The 16,089-nt window shown below is 64.1% G+C and carries 14 protein-coding genes and 1 pseudogene; 7 read left to right on the plus strand and 8 right to left on the minus strand.

All coding sequences use genetic code 11. The features are described 5' to 3' along the window. The first annotated feature begins 188 nt into the window (after positions 1-188). From C8N44_RS02765 to C8N44_RS02775, 3 genes are all read left to right on the plus strand, one after another. Positions 189-566: a DUF2255 family protein gene (locus tag C8N44_RS02765; protein WP_107974634.1), complete on the plus strand. Its 378-nt coding sequence runs from the start codon at positions 189-191 to the stop codon at positions 564-566. Between the two features lie 37 nt (positions 567-603). Continuing rightward, a complete protein-coding gene (locus tag C8N44_RS02770) occupies positions 604-1,371 on the plus strand; it encodes an SDR family NAD(P)-dependent oxidoreductase (protein ID WP_107974635.1) in 768 nt (255 codons plus the stop codon). A gap of 147 nt (positions 1,372-1,518) precedes the next feature. Then, positions 1,519-2,481, plus strand: a complete 963-nt coding sequence (locus tag C8N44_RS02775; protein ID WP_107974636.1) for a glycoside hydrolase family protein — start codon at positions 1,519-1,521, stop codon at positions 2,479-2,481. Positions 2,482-2,490: 9 nt separating this feature from the next. On the opposite strand, the gene C8N44_RS02780 is transcribed toward C8N44_RS02775, so the two are convergent. Further along, positions 2,491-3,795, minus strand: coding sequence for a replication-associated recombination protein A (locus tag C8N44_RS02780; protein ID WP_107974637.1), 1,305 nt, complete (start codon positions 3,793-3,795; stop codon positions 2,491-2,493). Between the two features lie 120 nt (positions 3,796-3,915). Beyond that, entirely contained in the window at positions 3,916-4,812 is an 897-nt protein-coding gene (locus C8N44_RS02785) for a LysR family transcriptional regulator (RefSeq protein ID WP_107974638.1), read from the minus strand. 132 nt (positions 4,813-4,944) lie between these two features. Here C8N44_RS02785 and C8N44_RS02790 point away from each other — a divergent pair, with 132 nt between their 5' ends. The 3 genes and pseudogenes from C8N44_RS02790 (at position 4,945) to C8N44_RS02800 (ending at position 7,381) form a co-directional block, all read left to right on the plus strand. After that, positions 4,945-5,520: an NADPH-dependent F420 reductase gene (locus C8N44_RS02790; RefSeq protein ID WP_107974639.1), complete on the plus strand. Its 576-nt coding sequence runs from the start codon at positions 4,945-4,947 to the stop codon at positions 5,518-5,520. A gap of 60 nt (positions 5,521-5,580) precedes the next feature. Then, positions 5,581-6,404 (plus strand): annotated as a pseudogene (ygiD, locus tag C8N44_RS02795) (4,5-DOPA-extradiol-dioxygenase). 11 nt (positions 6,405-6,415) lie between these two features. Next, on the plus strand, positions 6,416-7,381 hold the full coding sequence (locus C8N44_RS02800; RefSeq protein WP_107974640.1) for a glutathione S-transferase family protein: 966 nt from the start codon (positions 6,416-6,418) through the stop codon (positions 7,379-7,381). 21 nt (positions 7,382-7,402) lie between these two features. Here the strand turns inward: C8N44_RS02800 and C8N44_RS02805 are convergent, their stop codons facing one another. From C8N44_RS02805 to C8N44_RS02830, 6 genes are all read right to left on the minus strand, one after another. Next, positions 7,403-8,326: an MYG1 family protein gene (locus tag C8N44_RS02805; protein ID WP_107974641.1), complete on the minus strand. Its 924-nt coding sequence runs from the start codon at positions 8,324-8,326 to the stop codon at positions 7,403-7,405. A 190-nt stretch (positions 8,327-8,516) separates the two neighbouring features. Further along, positions 8,517-9,569 carry a branched-chain amino acid ABC transporter permease gene (locus C8N44_RS02810; RefSeq protein ID WP_107974642.1) on the minus strand — a complete coding sequence of 351 codons (1,053 nt, stop codon included), beginning with the start codon at positions 9,567-9,569 and terminating at the stop codon, positions 8,517-8,519. Positions 9,570-9,573: 4 nt separating this feature from the next. Further along, a complete protein-coding gene (locus C8N44_RS02815; RefSeq protein WP_107974643.1) occupies positions 9,574-10,605 on the minus strand; it encodes a branched-chain amino acid ABC transporter permease in 1,032 nt (343 codons plus the stop codon). Beyond that, complete coding sequence (locus C8N44_RS02820) at positions 10,602-11,324, minus strand: ABC transporter ATP-binding protein (RefSeq protein ID WP_107974644.1); 723 nt, start codon at positions 11,322-11,324, stop codon at positions 10,602-10,604. The genes C8N44_RS02815 and C8N44_RS02820 overlap by 4 nt, the downstream gene beginning before the upstream one ends. Then, entirely contained in the window at positions 11,317-12,078 is a 762-nt protein-coding gene (locus C8N44_RS02825; RefSeq protein ID WP_107974645.1) for an ABC transporter ATP-binding protein, read from the minus strand. Before C8N44_RS02825 ends, C8N44_RS02820 begins: the two co-directional genes overlap by 8 nt. Positions 12,079-12,166: 88 nt before the next feature. Further along, positions 12,167-13,348, minus strand: a complete 1,182-nt coding sequence (locus tag C8N44_RS02830) for a substrate-binding domain-containing protein (protein WP_107974646.1) — start codon at positions 13,346-13,348, stop codon at positions 12,167-12,169. 189 nt (positions 13,349-13,537) lie between these two features. Between C8N44_RS02830 and C8N44_RS02835 the strand changes: the two genes are divergently transcribed. After that, the gene (locus C8N44_RS02835; protein ID WP_107974647.1) at positions 13,538-16,069 is read left to right on the plus strand and encodes a PAS domain-containing protein; all 2,532 of its coding nucleotides are present in this window, start codon (positions 13,538-13,540) and stop codon (positions 16,067-16,069) included. Positions 16,070-16,089 lie beyond the last annotated feature (20 nt).

Consider the following 16,089-nt stretch of genomic DNA (forward strand, 5'->3'; position numbering starts at 1 on the left):
CGCATCCCGTCGCACCCCTCCGTGGATGTGCCGACTTTGTCACGCCGACAGCAAGGTTTCATGAAACGCCCGCATAGGAGGCAGTACCAGACCCTCCATAATCCGGGCGGCGGAAGGGCACTATGTCCATGAGAGGACATGACCCCGGCTTCCACGCCGACCGGTCCGACCACGGCAGAGGAAACTACATGACCTGGACACCGCAACAGCTCGCAACCTTCGCCGAAACAGACGATTTCCGTATCGCCCCTTTCCGCGAGGATGGAAGAACAGCGGGGACACCGACCTTCATCTGGTCGGTGGTCTCCGATGGAGCGCTCTACGTTCGCGCCTATTCCGGCCAGAACTCCAGCTGGTACCGGGCCGCCCTCGCCCAGGGCGCAGGCCAGATCCAGGCCGACGGAGAAACCCATGACGTGCATTTCAACAAGGCCGACGGCGACAGCCTCGATGGGATCGACGCCGCTTACCGCGAAAAATACGGCGACAGCCAATACCTCGCCCCGATGATTTCCCAGCGCTGCAGGGCAGCGACTGTCGAGGTGCTGCCGCGCGGCGAGAGCTGAGCCCATCGTCAAAGACCAGCAAGATAGGAAGAAAACAATGCGCAAGCTTCTGGAAGGCAAGACCGCCATCGTTACTGGCGCAAGCAAGGGTATCGGCTACGCCATCGCCGAGCTCTTCTCCGAGGAAGGCGCGAACGTCGTCATAACCGCACGCAAGCAGGACGAACTCGACAAAGCTGTCGGGGCCATCCGCAAAAATGGAGGCAAGGCGGTCGCCGTCGTCGCAGACAATGCCGATCGCGACGCCCCTGCCCGCGTCTTCAAGGAAGCGATCGACGCGTTCGGACAAGTCGATATTCTCGTCAACAACGCGGGCGTCGGCGAGATGTATGCCGTCGAGAAGACCAGCGACGACCACTTCGACAAGATCGTGCAGATCAACCTCGCCGGTCCCTTCCGCTTCTGCCGCGAGGCGGTAAACCACATGATGCCGCGAAATGAGGGCCGCATCATCAACGTGTCCTCAGTCAACGGCACAACCCCCATCTGCGGCGTCGCCTACACGTCGACCAAAGGTGGGCTGAACACGATGACCCTCAATATCGCAATGCGGCTGTCGGGCACCAAGATCCGCTGCAACGCCATTGCTCCGGGCGTGACCGACACCGATGCAGCCCGTGCCTGGGCTGCGGGGGAACAGGAAGGTGGTGGCGAGATGCTCGAGTTCTCGGACAAGTATACCAACACCTCAGTGCCTTCGACTGAACCCATCGACCAAGCCTATGCAGCCCTCTACCTCGCTTCCGAGATGGGCCGGGCGGTGACCGGCCAGGTGATCCAGGTGGACAACGGCCAGTTCATCTGACCCCCTTCAAGGGCGCACCTATCGCTTTTCCACAATCACCAGAGGCCCCGCGACACGTGGCGCGGGGCTTTTCGGAGTGGCCCCTCTTGCTGTGCAAGCAAGTGCGAAACAACTAGGATCGCCACGCATTCAACGCGCGGAGGGGACATGCTGGAGCTCGACGACAAGTGGATCTGGGACAGTTGGTACGCGGAGGATCAGGGCCTCTGGCATGCGTTTTTCCTTCAAGCGGACAAGTCTCTCGGTGATCCGGAGTTGCGCCACTGGAACGTGACCTACGGTCATGCCACCAGCCGCAACCTTGCCGACTGGACATATAATGGTACGGTCTTCGCCCCGGCGGAATCTCCGGCCTTCGACGATTATACGACCTGGACGGGTTCGGTCGTGCGTGGCGAAGACGGCCTTTGGCACCTTTTCTACACCGGAACGAGCCATGCCGAAGACGGGCTCGTGCAGCGCATCGGCCATGCTACCAGTACCGACCTTTCAAACTGGACCCGGCAGGGCATGGCGCTGGAACGATCAGGCCCCGGCTCGGACCATTACGAGGGCCACGTTCCGGGGCGTTGGAAGGATTGCTCGATGCGCGATCCCTGGGTCATGCGCGATCCGGAGGGATCCGGCTGGCTGATGTTCTTCACGGCCCGCTCCCCCCTCCCCGAAGATCCGATGGAGGGCGGCGCGATCGGGCTTGCCCGTTCTCCCGATCTGCAAAGCTGGACACTGGAGCCACCCATCTTCACCGGCGCCTTCGCCGAGATCGAGGTGCCTACGGTCTTCGAAAAGGACGGGAGGTGGTTCTGCCTGTTCTGCACTCCCGCGAACGCCTGGTCGGAGGCCTTCAAGGCGACGCACCCCGGGGCGCCCGTTTTGGGGATTCACTACCTCTGGGCAGACGCGATCTCTGGCCCCTGGAGGATGGGGGCCGGGCCGTTCATGGACAGCTCGACCGACCCGGCACATTATGCGCCACGCTGGGTCAATGCCGACGGACGGGACCTGCTCATGCGCTGTATCCTGTCGGAAGGTGGCGAATTCCGCGGCGTGCTTGACGACCCTGTGGAACTTGCGACGGACGAGGCAGGGCGCTTGGTTCTCTCCCGCTGACAAGGATCTTCAGCGGAAGGTGCGCCGCGTTGGCTTGCCGGTCAGCTGCTCGTGGAACTGATCGGCCCTCTTCTCGAATGTGGGGGCTTCGCGCGCGTCGCTCTGGTAGAAGGTGCCAGGACGCAGCCCGGGAACGTACTCTTGGTCCACCCAGCCGCGCGGGTCATCGTGGGGCAGCTGGTAGCCCACATGCCCCAGCTTCTCTGCCCCGCTGTAATGCGCATCGCGCAGGTGTTTCGGCACCACGGCAGGCGGCTGCGTGGTGACGGCTTCGAGCGCCAGCGAGATACCGCGGCAGGCCGAGGCGGATTTCGGCGCGCGCGCCACGTGGAGCGCCGCATGGGCGAGGATGATGCGCGCCTCGGGGTAGCCGATCTTCTCCACCGCAGTGGCCGCCGCGACCGCAGTCTGCAGCGCGGTGTTGTCCGCGAGGCCCACGTCCTCGGAGGCATGGATCATGATCCGCCGGGCGATGTAACGCGGGTCCTCGCCTGCGTGGATCAACCTCGCGAGCCAATAGAGCGTCGCGTCTGCGTCCGAGCCGCGCATGGATTTGATGAAGGCGGAAACGACGTCGTAATGCTGATCGCCGGAACGGTCGTGGTTGACCGCCGCCGAGGCATAGGCTTCTTCCAACATCTCTTCGGTGATCGTGATCTTCCCACCGGAATGCCCGACTGTCAGGCTTTCGAGCGTCGTCAGCGCCCGGCGCGCATCACCGCCGGAGCGGCCCGCGATCAGCCGGACCTGTTCGTCCGTCATCTCGATATCCCCGCCGGTTGCGTCAAGATGGTCGAGCCCCCGCCGGACGACCTGCTCCATGTCCTCCAGGGACATCGGTTCGAGCTTGAGGATGGTCGACCGTGAAACAAGCGCAGGCGGCAGCGCATGGTAGGGGTTGCCCGTGGTGGCGCCGACGAAATCGGCCGTCCCCTCCTCGCAGATCGACAGCAGATCATCCGCTTGGGTGGCGGAGAACCGGTGCACCTCGTCCACGAAGATCAGCAAGGGACGGATCCTTGCCTCGTCCGCGATGCGGCGCAGCTCCTTCACGCCATCGCGTGTGGCATGCAGAGGGCGGAATTCCTTGCCAAGCATCTTGCCCACCGCGCGCGCGATGGTCGTCTTGCCGATCCCCGGGGGGCCGTAGAGGATCAGGCTACCAAGCGCGCCCGCCGCGATGCGCCGTCGCAGAATCGATCCTTCGGCGGTGATGCCGGGCTGCCCGACGACATCATCAAGCGTCTCCGGCCGCAACGCCGCGGCGAGTGGGACATGCCCCTGCGAGGGCGCGGCATCGAATAGGTCGGTCATGGCATCCTTGGAATCTGTTGCGGGACGATGCCAAAGCCGGGGCGATCATCCCCTCGCCGGAATAAGACCATGGCTGCGAGATGCAACATCTTCAGAGCCGTCTCCCGGAGCAAACAATCATCACAGGATCGACGTCGCACGAATGTCTTCGGCCGCGAACTCGATCAGTGCGCGAACCTTGCGGGGCAGGTCACGCCCTTCAAGGTAGACCGCGCTGACCTGGCCCTTCTCGCCTCCGAAATCGTCGAGGATCGGCACGAGATCGCCCGAGGCCAGCCTTTCATGCAACGCGAAACGCGGAGCGTAGGCAATACCTAGACCCGCAGCCGCCAGATCCGCTGCGGCCCTCGCCGAATTGACGCTGAAACGCCCCATCACGTTCACTGTCTCGGCTTCTGCACCGTTGTAGAAGGTCCACCGGCGCGGCATGCGCCGGTTGGTGTCGACGATGCAGCTGCAGGATTCGAAATCCTTCGGAACTGCCGGAGCCCCGTGCTTGGCGACGTAGCCCGGGCTTCCCACGGCGACGGATCGCATCTCACCAAGCTTGCGCGTCTTGATCGCCATCATTCCGGATTGACCGATCCTGAAAGCGAGATCGATACCCTCGCTGGCAAGGTCGACATAGCCATCGTGCAGGCGCAGATCGAAGGACAGGCCGGGGTTGGCCTCGGAAAACCGTGCTAGCATCCCCCCCACGTAGACCTCGCCGAAAGTTACCGGCGCTGAGATCCGGATGAGACCGGTAAAGGCGCGCGAGCCTTCCGAGACCTCCGCCAGCAGATCGTCGAAATCATCCAATAGCGCGGGAGCCCGCGCCAGAAGGTCCTCGCCCGCCGGGGTGAGGCCGACCTTGCGGGTGGTGCGCTGGAGCAGGCGGACGCCGAGGCGGGATTCGAGCTCGGCCACGTATTTCGAGGTGAGCCGGTTCGAGACGCCAAGCTGGTCGGCGGCGGCGGTGAAGGAGCCGGTCTTGGCGGTGGCGACGAAGGCGCGGAGCTGGTCGAGGATGTCCATGCGCTGTCCATTGAGAATAATTTGAAGATAGTCATTCAATGATGTCGCCATTTTGTGGAATGTCCGCAAGGGCTAAATCCGGATCAGACGCCGGGGCCGCAACGGTCCGGGCGAAAGACAAGGAAGAGAGCCATGAAGATCACCATCATCGGAGCCGGCAACATCGGTCGCGGCCTTGCCGGCGTTCTGTCCACCGCAGGTCATGACGTCGTCACCGCCGACCAGGGCGACGACCTCGCTGCCGCCGTCGAGCGGGCCGAGACAGTCATCCTCGCCACCCCCTACGGCGCGGCGGCCTCGATCGCGGCGGCGGCGGATTTCGACGGCAAGATCGTCATCGACGTGTCGAACCCGATCACCGAGGACTTCTCGGGGCTGCAACTGGGCTTCGACACCTCGGCCGCCGAAGAGATCGCCAAGCTTTTGCCGGGGGCCAGCGTGGTCAAGGCGTTCAACACGATCTTTGCAGGCCACTATGCCGAGGGCCTGAAGATCGAGGGCCGTGCGCTGCAGGCGCTGGTCGCCTCGGACGACGCCGCCGCCAAGGCGGCCGTGACACGGCTTGCCACCGACATCGGCCTGATGCCGATAGACGCGGGACCGCTGAAGAACGCCCGTTACCTTGAGCCGCTCGGCTTCATGAACATCCAGTTCGGTTTCGTGCTGGGCCTCGGTGGCGGTGTCGCGCCGCACTGGCTTGGCGCCTGAGAGATCTCGTGACGGTGCAGCCGCCGTCACCCCACCTGCCGACCGATGAAAGGAATAGACATGTCCGCCAGACGCACGCTCGCCGACCTGCGCGACCGCCTTGCCCCCTCCGACCGGATGCCGCTGGTCTTTCTCGGCCACGGCAGCCCGATGAACGCCATCGAGGACACCGCCTACAGCCGCACGTGGACGGAGTTGGGCAAGAGCCTGCCGCGGCCCAAGGCGATCCTCGTGGTCTCCGCCCACTGGATGACGCGGGGCACCACGCTGGTCGATGTCTCGGCCATGCCGAAGACGATCCACGACTTCGGCGGTTTCCCCGCCGAGCTTTACGCCAGCAGTACCCCGCCAAGGGCCAGCCCGAACTGGCGCGCGAGGTGGTGTCGATCCTTGCCAGCCACTATGCCGAGGAGGACGACAGCTGGGGGCTCGACCACGGGGCCTGGACGGTGCTGAAGTTCCTCTATCCCGGGGCCGACGTGCCGGTGTTCCAGGTCTCGATCGACATGACCCGGGGGCTGGGGCACCAGCTCGAGATCGGGCGGACGCTGTCGGAGCTGCGTGACCGGGGCGTGCTGATCCTCGGGTCCGGGAACGTGGTGCACAACCTGCGCGCCATGCAGTTCGACGGCAAGCCGCATGACTTCGCGCTGGAGTTCGACGGGCTGTTTGCCGACCGGCTGACGGACCGCGATTTCGGCGCGCTGGCCGACCGCGAGGGGCTTGGACCGCTGCTGCGGCTCGCGCACCCCTCGGTCGATCACTACATGCCCGCGCTGACCATAGCCGGCGCATCGGACGACCGCGACGACCTGACCTTCATGACGGATGCCATCGACCTTGCCTCGGTCTCGATGCGCTCGTTCGTGTTCCACGCCCGCTGAAAGGAAGAAAGATGCTCGTAGACGGAAAATGGACAGAAGACTGGCAGCCCGTGCAGAAGGCCGACGAGAAGGGCCGCTTCGTGCGGCAGGTGTCAAGCTTTCGCAACTGGATCACGCCGGACGGCAGCGCCGGGCCGACCGGCGAGGGCGGTTTCGAGGCCGAGGCCGGGCGTTACCGGCTCTACGTGGCGCTGATCTGCCCTTGGGCCTCGCGCACGCTGATCGCGCGCAAGCTCAAGGTGCTCGAGGACCTGATCCCGGTGACGGTGGTGCATCCGGTGCTGTCCGACCAGGGTTGGCAGTTCGGCGGCTATCCCGGCGCCGAGGAGGATCCGCTGTTCGGGGCGACCTACATGCACGAGCTTTATACCCGGGCCGATCCGCATTTCACCGGCCGCGCCACGGTGCCGGTTCTGTGGGACATGAAGCGCGGCGTGATGGTGAACAACGAGAGCGCGGATATCCTGCGCATGTTCGACACCGCCTTCGAGCGGCTGGTGCCTTCGGACCTGCGGCTTTACCCCGATGATCTTGCCGAGGAGATTGAGGCGCTGAACCCGGTGATCTACGACCGGCTGAACAACGGCGTCTACAAGGCCGGGTTCGCCAGCACGCAGGAGGCCTACGACGAGGCCGTGGCGGGTGTCTTCGAGACGCTCGACATGCTGGAGGCGCGGCTGACGGGGGATTACCTGTTCGGGGACCGCCTGACCGAGACGGATATCCGCACCTTCGTCACGCTGATCCGCTTCGATGCCGCCTACCACGGGCTCTTCAAGACGAACCTGCGTCAGATTGCGGATTACCCGCGGCTGTCGGCCTACATGGCGCGTATCCTGAACCTGCCCGGCGTGCGCGAGACGGTGAACCTGGATCACATCACGCGGGGCTACTATTCCATCAAAGCCCTCAACCCGGCACGTATACAGCCCGTGGGGCCGGCGCATATCGACCGCCTGTTGAAGCAGACGCAATAGAGCAGCGCGCGGGCGCGACGCTCATTCAGCTTCGGTGGCGGCAACCGCTCTTGCCGCCATTTCAAGCGCGGCGTCGCGGCTCGCCGCAACCGCGATAAAGCGGGCGTTGTGACAGAACTTCGCCCCTGTGACGCCACTGGCCTCTTCGAGCGCGGCATCCGTGAGGCCGGCCCAGGCTTCGGGCAGGTCAGCGCGGTTTTCGAAGGTATCGCCACTCCTGCGGATCGTGGTCAACACCCAGTCGCCGTTGCGCGGATGAACGACGAAGAGGAGGTGGTCCGCACCGGCCTTCTCGACGGCGGAGCGGAAGGGCATCCCCTGGGGAAGCTCGAGGATCTTGCTCTCGCCCGCCGCCTCGATGGCCTGATCCACCATGCCCTGCGCGCGGCGTTTCGACATCCGGCCCTTCACCGCCGCCTCGACAAGGGCACGCGCGACGCCAAGGGCTTTTGAGAAAGCGACATCCTCTGCGCCGGGATCGGTCTCGTCGAAGGCGGGCTTTAGGCTTTCCAGCAGAACCGGAAGCGTCATGCCGGCCAGCGGCCCGGCGGCCGAAGGTTCGAGCGCACCGTTGTCGACCAGATCGATGGGCAGGACAAAGCCGCGGTCAAAGCTCTGATGCAGGTCGTCCAGCTGTTCTTCCGGCGCCCTGAGCGCACGCAGATACTCCCGACCGAAGTGTTTCCAGATCAGCCCGAAGGAGGAGTAGGGTTGATCATCGTCGCGCAACGGGCCTGGCCGTTGATGATGGTCGAACACTCCGGCCTCGGGATCATAGTCGCGGCCGACATCATAGATCAGCTTACCCTCGCCCGGCGCGATCCACGCGGCATCACGGGTCCGTACTAACTGGGCCTCCGGAAAGAGCTGCGTCAAGACGACCGAGGAAAGAAGTTCATCCGCGTGAAAGCCCCCTGAGTGGGTGACGAGGTGGGAGATGATCATGAATACTGCTCGCGCTGGTCTGGTATGCAAAGGGCCCGCGGATACCGAATGCCGCGTCGGGCGAAGTGAAGCGCCTAGCATGCCGAGCCGGATCTTGCGAGCCGCCTAATCCGCTTCAAAGCTCGGCAAGAGCGGGCAGTCTCTCGGTGGGATGAGGCAGCCATCTTTCTGCCTTCGCACCGGTCAGCCCTCAATGCCCGCCTCTCAGCCGCCCGACGATGCCAGTGGGAAAGAAGTAAACGCTCAGGATGAAGAGGACGCCGAGCCACAGCAGCCAGCGGTCGGGATCCAGCAGGCGCGACAGCAGCGGCAGAGCCTCGGTCGCCTCGGCGGCGCTTCCCATGAGGTCCTGCAAGTAGGTCTGGGCCAGCACCATGAGAGTGGCGCCGATTGCCGCGCCCCACATGGTGCCCATGCCGCCGATCACGACAATCAGCAGCAGGTCCAGCATGATCTCAAAGCTCAGGGTGGTGTCCGGACCGACGTAGCGCAGCCAGAGCGCAAACAAGCTGCCCGCCATGGCGGCCACCGCGGCCGAAATGCAGGTTGCGACCGTCCGGTAGCGGACCACGCGGTAGCCGATGGCCTCGGCGCGGAAGTCGTTTTCGCGGATCGCCTGGAGGACGCGGCCGAAGGGCGAGTTCACGATCCGAAGCAGCAGCAGGAAGAGCGCGAGCGACATGAAGAAGATCAGGTAGTAGTTCAGGATCTTGCCGGTAATGCTCACCCCCATGAATACGCCCATCCGGTTGGCGGGGCCGAGCGCGCGGGGAATCTGGAAGGTGAAGCCGTCCTCGCCGCCGGTGATCTGCGACAGCTGGCTGACCAGCACCGCGACGGCGGAGGCCACGGCGAGGGTGATCATGGCGAAGAAGATCGCGCGGACCCGAAGCGAGAAGAGCGCGATGACGAAGGCGAAGGCGGCGGCGAGCGCCGCACCCGCGAGCGAGCCGACGATCAGCGCCCCGAAGCCGCGTCCCATCTGCTGCGAGGCAAGGCCCACGCCGTAGGCCCCCATGCCGAAGAACATGGTGTGGGCGAAGCTCACCACGCCGGTGTAGCCCAGCAGCAGGTCGTAGCTTGCCGCCAGCAGGATGAAGACCGAGATCCGCGCCGCCGTTTCCAGCGACCGCACGCCAGGGAACAGGAAGGGGGCAAACAGCAGCCCGAGGAAGATCGCCAGGAGGATGAGGGTCAGCACGCGCGACCGCGGCCGGTCGCCGGAGATGAGGGTCATCAGCATGGGATCACTTCGCCTTCACGACGGGCTTCATGCCCTGGGGCCGCCACATCAGGATCGCGGTCATCAGGCCGATGTTGGAGATCAGCGCCAGCTTGGGTTCTAGGAAGGCGATGTAGTTCTGCAGCAGGCCCACCATGAGCGCACCGATGAAGGCGCCCTCGACCGAGCCGAGCCCGCCGATGATGACCACGATGAAGACGAGGATCATCATCTCCTCGCCCATGCCGGCCGTGATGACCTCTTGGTAGAGCCCCCACATGACGCCGCCGAGGCCCGCGAGCGCGGAACCTGCGATGAAGACGCCCACGAAGACGAGGCGCAGCCGGTAGCCCAGTGCCTCGACCATCTCGCCGTTTTCGACGCCCGCGCGCACGATGAGGCCGATCTTGGTGCGACGGAAAACCATGCGCATCGCGATGAAAAGCACGAGGCCGATGGCCACGGCCAGCAAGCGGTACTTTTCGAGCGCGGCACCCCAGAAAGTCACGGCGCCCTTGAGCGTTTCGGGCCGGGCAAAGAAGATCTCGTCGGGGCCCCATATCACGTGGATGAGCTGCTCGATGACGATCAAGCCGCCGACGGTGACAAGGATCTGCTTGAGGTGCGCGCCGTAGACGGGTTTCACGATGACCCTCTCGAAGGCCCAGCCCAGAAGGCCGGTGACTACCATGGCGGCAAGGACGGCCAGAAGCACCACGCAGAGGTTCAGCACCAGCGAGGGCGCCTGCGCCCATTGCGATAGGCCCAGCACCACGCTGATGCCGACGAAGGCCCCGACCGAGATGAAGGCGCCGTGGCCGAAGTTGATGACGTCCATCAGGCCGAAGACCAGCGTCAGCCCCGAAGCCATGATGAAGATCATCATGCCCATGGCGAGCCCAGAGACGGTCAGCGTGAGCCAGCTCGACGGATTGCCGATGGCTAGAAAGCCGAGCACCAGCAGGATCGGCACAAGAAGCACCGGCATGGCCTGCGCCATGCGGTCGACAATCGTGATACCGGCCATGGTGGGACGGTGATCGGGCGCGTCGGTCATGTCGCCTCCATGCTCAGGCCCATCAGGCGTTCCTGGAGGCCCGCGTCGGTTGCCAGCTCAGACATCGGGCCGGTCCAGACGATGCGCCCGTCGTCCATGACGGCGGCATGATCGCCCAGCGCCTTGGCCACGGCGAAGTTCTGTTCCACCAGCAGGATCGAAGCGCCCTGCGTCTTCAGCTCGCGAAGGGCGCCCGCCATGGTCGAGACGATCGCCGGGGCGAGGCCCTTGGTCGGCTCGTCAATGAGATAGAGCCTACGCTCCTCGGCCATGGCGCGCGCGATTGAGAGCATCTGCTTCTGCCCGCCCGAAAGCGTCCCCGCGGGCGATTTCCAGAAGGTGCGCAACGGCGGAAAGGCCCCGAAGATCCAGTCTCGGCGCGCAGGAACGAGCGGCCCCGAGACGGCGGCGAGGGTCATGTTCTCCTCGACCGTCAGGTCCGAGAAGATGCCCATGTCCTCGGGGACGTAGCCGATGCCCATGCGGGCGCGGTCGGCGGTCTTCGTCGCGGTGACATCCTCACCGTCGAAGAGAATGCGACCGGCGCGGGTACCCCAGTGGCCGATCGCGGTGCGCAGGGTCGTGGTCTTGCCGACCCCGTTGCGCCCCAGCAGCATGGTCACCGCGCCGCGCGGCACCTCGAGGTCGACACCCTGGAGGATGTGGTACTGGGCGATGTCGGTGTGGACGCCCTCGAGCCGCAGGATCGGATCAGACATCGGCAAGCTCCTTGCCCATGTAGGCCTCCTGCACGACGTCCGAGGCGATGACGTCTGCGGGATCGCCGTCCGCCACCAGCGCACCGTTGTGCAGCACGATGATGCGGTCGGCGAGCGTGCGGATCACGTCCATCTTGTGCTCGACCAGCAGGATGGTGCGGTCGGTATCGGCCTTCAGCTCGGCAATGAGATCCAGGACCACGGGCGCCTCGTCGGCGCTCATGCCCGCCGTGGGTTCGTCGAACATGTAGACCTTGGGATCGAGCGCGATCAGCATGGCGACCTCCAGCTTGCGCTGGTTGCCGTGGCTGAGTTCGCGGACAGGCTGGTCGCGAACGCCGTCGAGGCGGACGCGTTCGAGGACCGACATGGCCTCGGTCGTCAGGGCTGTGTGGCTGGCGGCCATGGAGAAGAGCGCACGTGACACCGGCCGGTGCGCCTGTATCGCGAGGCGGACGTTTTCGAGCACGGTCAGACCGGGAAAGAGGTTCGTCAGCTGAAAGGCTCGACCAAGCCCGCGCCGACAGCGGTCCGAGGGCGAAAGTCGGCCGATGTCCTCTCCCATGAGCTGCACGGTGCCGGACGTGGCGGGGATCTGCCCCGAGATGAGATTGAAATAGGTGGTCTTGCCGGCCCCGTTCGGGCCGACGATCGCGGTCAGCTCGCCGGCACGGAAGGTGCAACTGACGCCATCGACGGCCACATGGCCGCCGAAGCGCACGGTCAGGTCCGTCGTCTGAAGAAGGTCGGTCATGGGCCCCCGTGGACTCGCGGTCGAAGGAAGGAGGTGGGAAAGCTGGCACGGGCGGCGGGACCGGTCACCGGCCCCACCGTCCCGCGGCTCAGTTCCGGATGGGGATATCCATGTCGTCAATGCCCAGCTCACGCACGAGGACCGGAACACCGTAGTCCCTTCCCTCCTGCACCTCGGTGCGGAAGTGGTACATGGACTGCAGGGCCTGATGATCCTCGGGGCGGAAGCGCATGGTGCCCTTCGGCGTCTCCCACTCCATGCCTTCCATGGCCTCGATCAGAGCCTCGGTATCCTCGGCCCCGCCGGCCTTGCGGATCGCTTCAACCACGGCGATGCCCGCCGCCATGCCGCCAGCCGTGAAGAAGTCCGGCGGGCTGTCGTAGCGCTCCTGGTGCTGGGTCACGAGCCAGTCGTTCACTTCGTTGTCCGGGATCTCGTAGTAGTAGTAGGTCGCCCCTTCGAGCCCCGGCAGCTCCTTGTAGGCCGTCAGCGCGGCAAGGATGTTGCCCCCGGTCGCGATCTCTATGCCGAAGCGCGACGGGTCCATGGCGTTGATCTTGCCCATGGGGTTGCCGCCGCCAGCCCAGATGATGAAGAGCTTCTTCTCGCCCTTGACACCCTCCATCGCGTTGAAGATGCGTTCCGCCGCGGCGGTGAAGTCGGTGGTGTCGGTGGGCACGTATTCCTCGTGCGCCAGCGTCGCGCCCGTGCCTTCCAGCGCCTCCTTGAAGGCGGCCACACCATCGCGACCGAAGGCATAGTCCTGTGCGAGCGTGGCGATGGTCACCCCCTCGCCCCCGAGGGCCACGGCATTCGAGATCGCATCCTGCGAAGAGTTGCGCCCGGTACGGAAGATGTAGCGGTTCCAGGATTCGCCCGTGATCGAGTCCGCGACGGCGGGCTCGACGATCAGAAGGCGTTCATATTCCTGAGCGACCGGCAGCATGGCCAGCGCCACGCCGGAACTCACCGGCCCGACGGCGATCTGCGCGCCGTCGTCGCCGTAGGCCTCGGCCAGAACGGCCCGGGCAGTCGCCGGATCGAGCTGCGTGTCCTTTTCGATGACGGTGACCGGCTCTCCGTCAATCTCCATCGTTCCGTCGGTCGCGTATTCGAGGCCGAGCATCAGGCCGATGTGGCTCTGCTCGGCATAGGCTTCGAGCGCACCGGTCTTGCCATAGACATGGGCGATGGTGATGTCCGCCAGCGCAGCAGTGCCCGTGAGGGCGAACGCGGCAACCGCGGCCCCCAGAATTTTCGTGGTCGACATGCCAGTTTTCCTCCCTGGTCCCTGGGCCGATCATGACATGCGAAGCAATGTTCCTGTCAAGTTCGACCGGTGCAAATATCGAGCGGTCTCCAGACGCACCGCGCGAAGCGTCACCTTAAGATTTTCCATGCAGGCTTGCGCGGTGAAGGTTGCCTACGACAGGCGACCGGTTCTGCCTTTTTTGGAAGAATGAAACACTTCATCGAAGCTCTTGATCACCCTGTTTGGCTCTGCTCCGACGGGGGTGAATTGCTCGCACTCAGTCGCGGTGCGCGCCGGCTCACGACGCAGGCAGCCCCGGTCCCCGCCTGCGTCATCAAGGCAGTCACCGTGCTTAGAAGCGGCACACGCGATCGGCCGGTCGCTGAACCATGGAGCGCGGAGCCGGACGATCTGGACGCCCTAGTACTTGCCAAGTGGGTCGACCGCGAAGATCCGACTGCGGGGATCCTTGTCGAATTGACTTCAGAGCAAGGAGCAACGGCAAACGGAATGCTGGCCGGGGCACGCGGCTCGTTGCCCGCCCCTCTTGCCGATGGCTTCGTCCCGGTCACGATCCGGCCGGGCTCTGGAACCATCGCCTTTGGCCCGGGCGCTGCGGCTCTCGGCCTACCGGACGGCCGAGATCTGACATTCGGACAATTTCTCGAACGCATTCATGCGGAAGACGCGGACGTCTCGGCTTCGCTTCGAAACATGGCCGAGACCTGTCCACTGGGAGGGATCGACACTCGATTCCGGACCCTGGGCCCAGACGGCAGCTGGCTTTGGCTGCGTCTCACGGGGAGATGGCCAGAGGACAGAGGAACAGAACGACCGACAGAACTGATCTGCCTGATGCGGGATATCACGCCTGAACAGGAAGACATGCTTCGCCTCGAGGAAAGCGCCGAGGCCGCCAAGCGTCAGCTGAACCGGTTCCGCCAGATGGCGGACAATGCCCCGGGTGCTGTCTACGAGCGCGTCGACACCGTGGACGGGCAATGGGTCTATACCTACCATAGCGCAGGCATGCCGGACCTCTTCGGCGTAACCGCGGAAGAGATCCAGCGCGACGGTCGCGCCGTCTTCAAGCACATCGATGCCGACCAGAAACGAGAGATTGCCGCGCAGATCTCGGTCGTGCGCCAAACCGGAGAAGAGATCGAAAGGGTGCTGCACATCGCGCATCCGACTCGCGGAATGCGCGCCGTCATGTTGACGACACGTCCCTACACACAGCCGGACGGATCAACCATCTGGTTCGGGAACATGGCCGACATCACCGCCCAGGTCGCCGCCGAACGACGCGCGGCAGAAACGGCAGAGCAACTCCGCGCATCGCACGACAGACTGAACCGGCTGGCCGACAATGCCCCGGGCGCGCTCTGGGAGTACCGCGAAATGCCAGACGGGACCGTGGCCTTCGCATACTTCAGCGCAAGCCTGCCCGAGATGGTCGGCGTTGATGCCGAAACTCTACATCGGGATCCAACTTCCTGTTTGCGTTATGTCTCGGAATCCGATTCGCAGCAGTTGATAGAAAAATTTGAAATAGCCCGTGAAACCCATACCCCTTTCAGTTGCTCCTATACGCTGAACCATCCGCAACAGGGGGCGCGGAGGCTCCTGATTTCCGCCCAGCCATCGGAGATCGGCGACGGCGTAACCGCCTGGTTCGCGAACCTCCTCGACGTAACCAAACAGGAAGAAACCGAAGCCCGCGCCGCCATGGCATTCGAAGAACTGAAAGACCTGCACAAGCGGCTGAGCAGCCTCGCCGGGAATGCTCCCGCGGCTCTTTACGAATTTCGTATCGATGAAAATGGCAAGAGCGAATTCCCGTTCTTCACACCGCGCATGCCCGCACTAATGGGCGTCTCCGCCAAGGAGATCACCGAAAATGGCCAATCGGTCTTCGACGCTGTTCATCCAGAAGACTTGCCCGCCATCATAGCGGACACCGAACGATCACGCGAGACACTTGAGCAGTTCTCGCAAACGTTTCGCACCACAATGACAGAAGGCGGCGAGCGTTGGATCACAGCGACGGCAAAACCCATCGTCGAAAACGGAAGCGTCGCGCGCTGGTTCGGCTTCATGTTCGACGCGACCGAACGAATGGAAGCCGAGAAACGCGCCAACCAAGCCTCGGAAGAGCTACGCCGCGCGCATGCTCGCTTTCTCGTCATGGCAGACAATGCCCCAGGAGCGATATTCGAGTTCCGCCTCACGATCGATCGCAAGCTGCACTTTCTCTTTGTAAGCCCACAGCTTCCGGCCCTCCTCGGGGTGACATGCGAAAATATCCAGGAGGATGGATTCGCAGTCTATACCAATGTCCCCCGCGAAGATCGCGAGGCAAGTATCGCGCACATTCACCGGGCGATCAATTCTGGAAAGTCAGTCCGGTTTCGTCATCGCGTGAATCATCCCGAGCGGGGTGAGCGATGGGTATTGGTATCTCTGAGCCCGAACAAATATGACGACGATGGGGTAAACGGCTTCGGCAATGCCATTGATGTGACCGAGGATGTTCGGCGCGAGACCGAATTGCGCCGAACGCACGAGATGGCCGAAAAGATGCGTCGCGAGAATGAACACCAGGCTCTCCATGACGGACTGACGGGGCTCCCGAACCGGCGAAGCTATGACCGCGAGAGCGAGGTAACCGACCGGTTGATACCGTCGCCTGATCCTACGACTTCCAGTTCCACGGGAGCAGTTCGTCGAGGCGGTTGATCTTGTGATCGTGGATACGG

Source organism: Allosediminivita pacifica (assembly GCF_003054175.1).
GTDB classification, from domain to species: Bacteria; Pseudomonadota; Alphaproteobacteria; order Rhodobacterales; family Rhodobacteraceae; genus Allosediminivita; species Allosediminivita pacifica.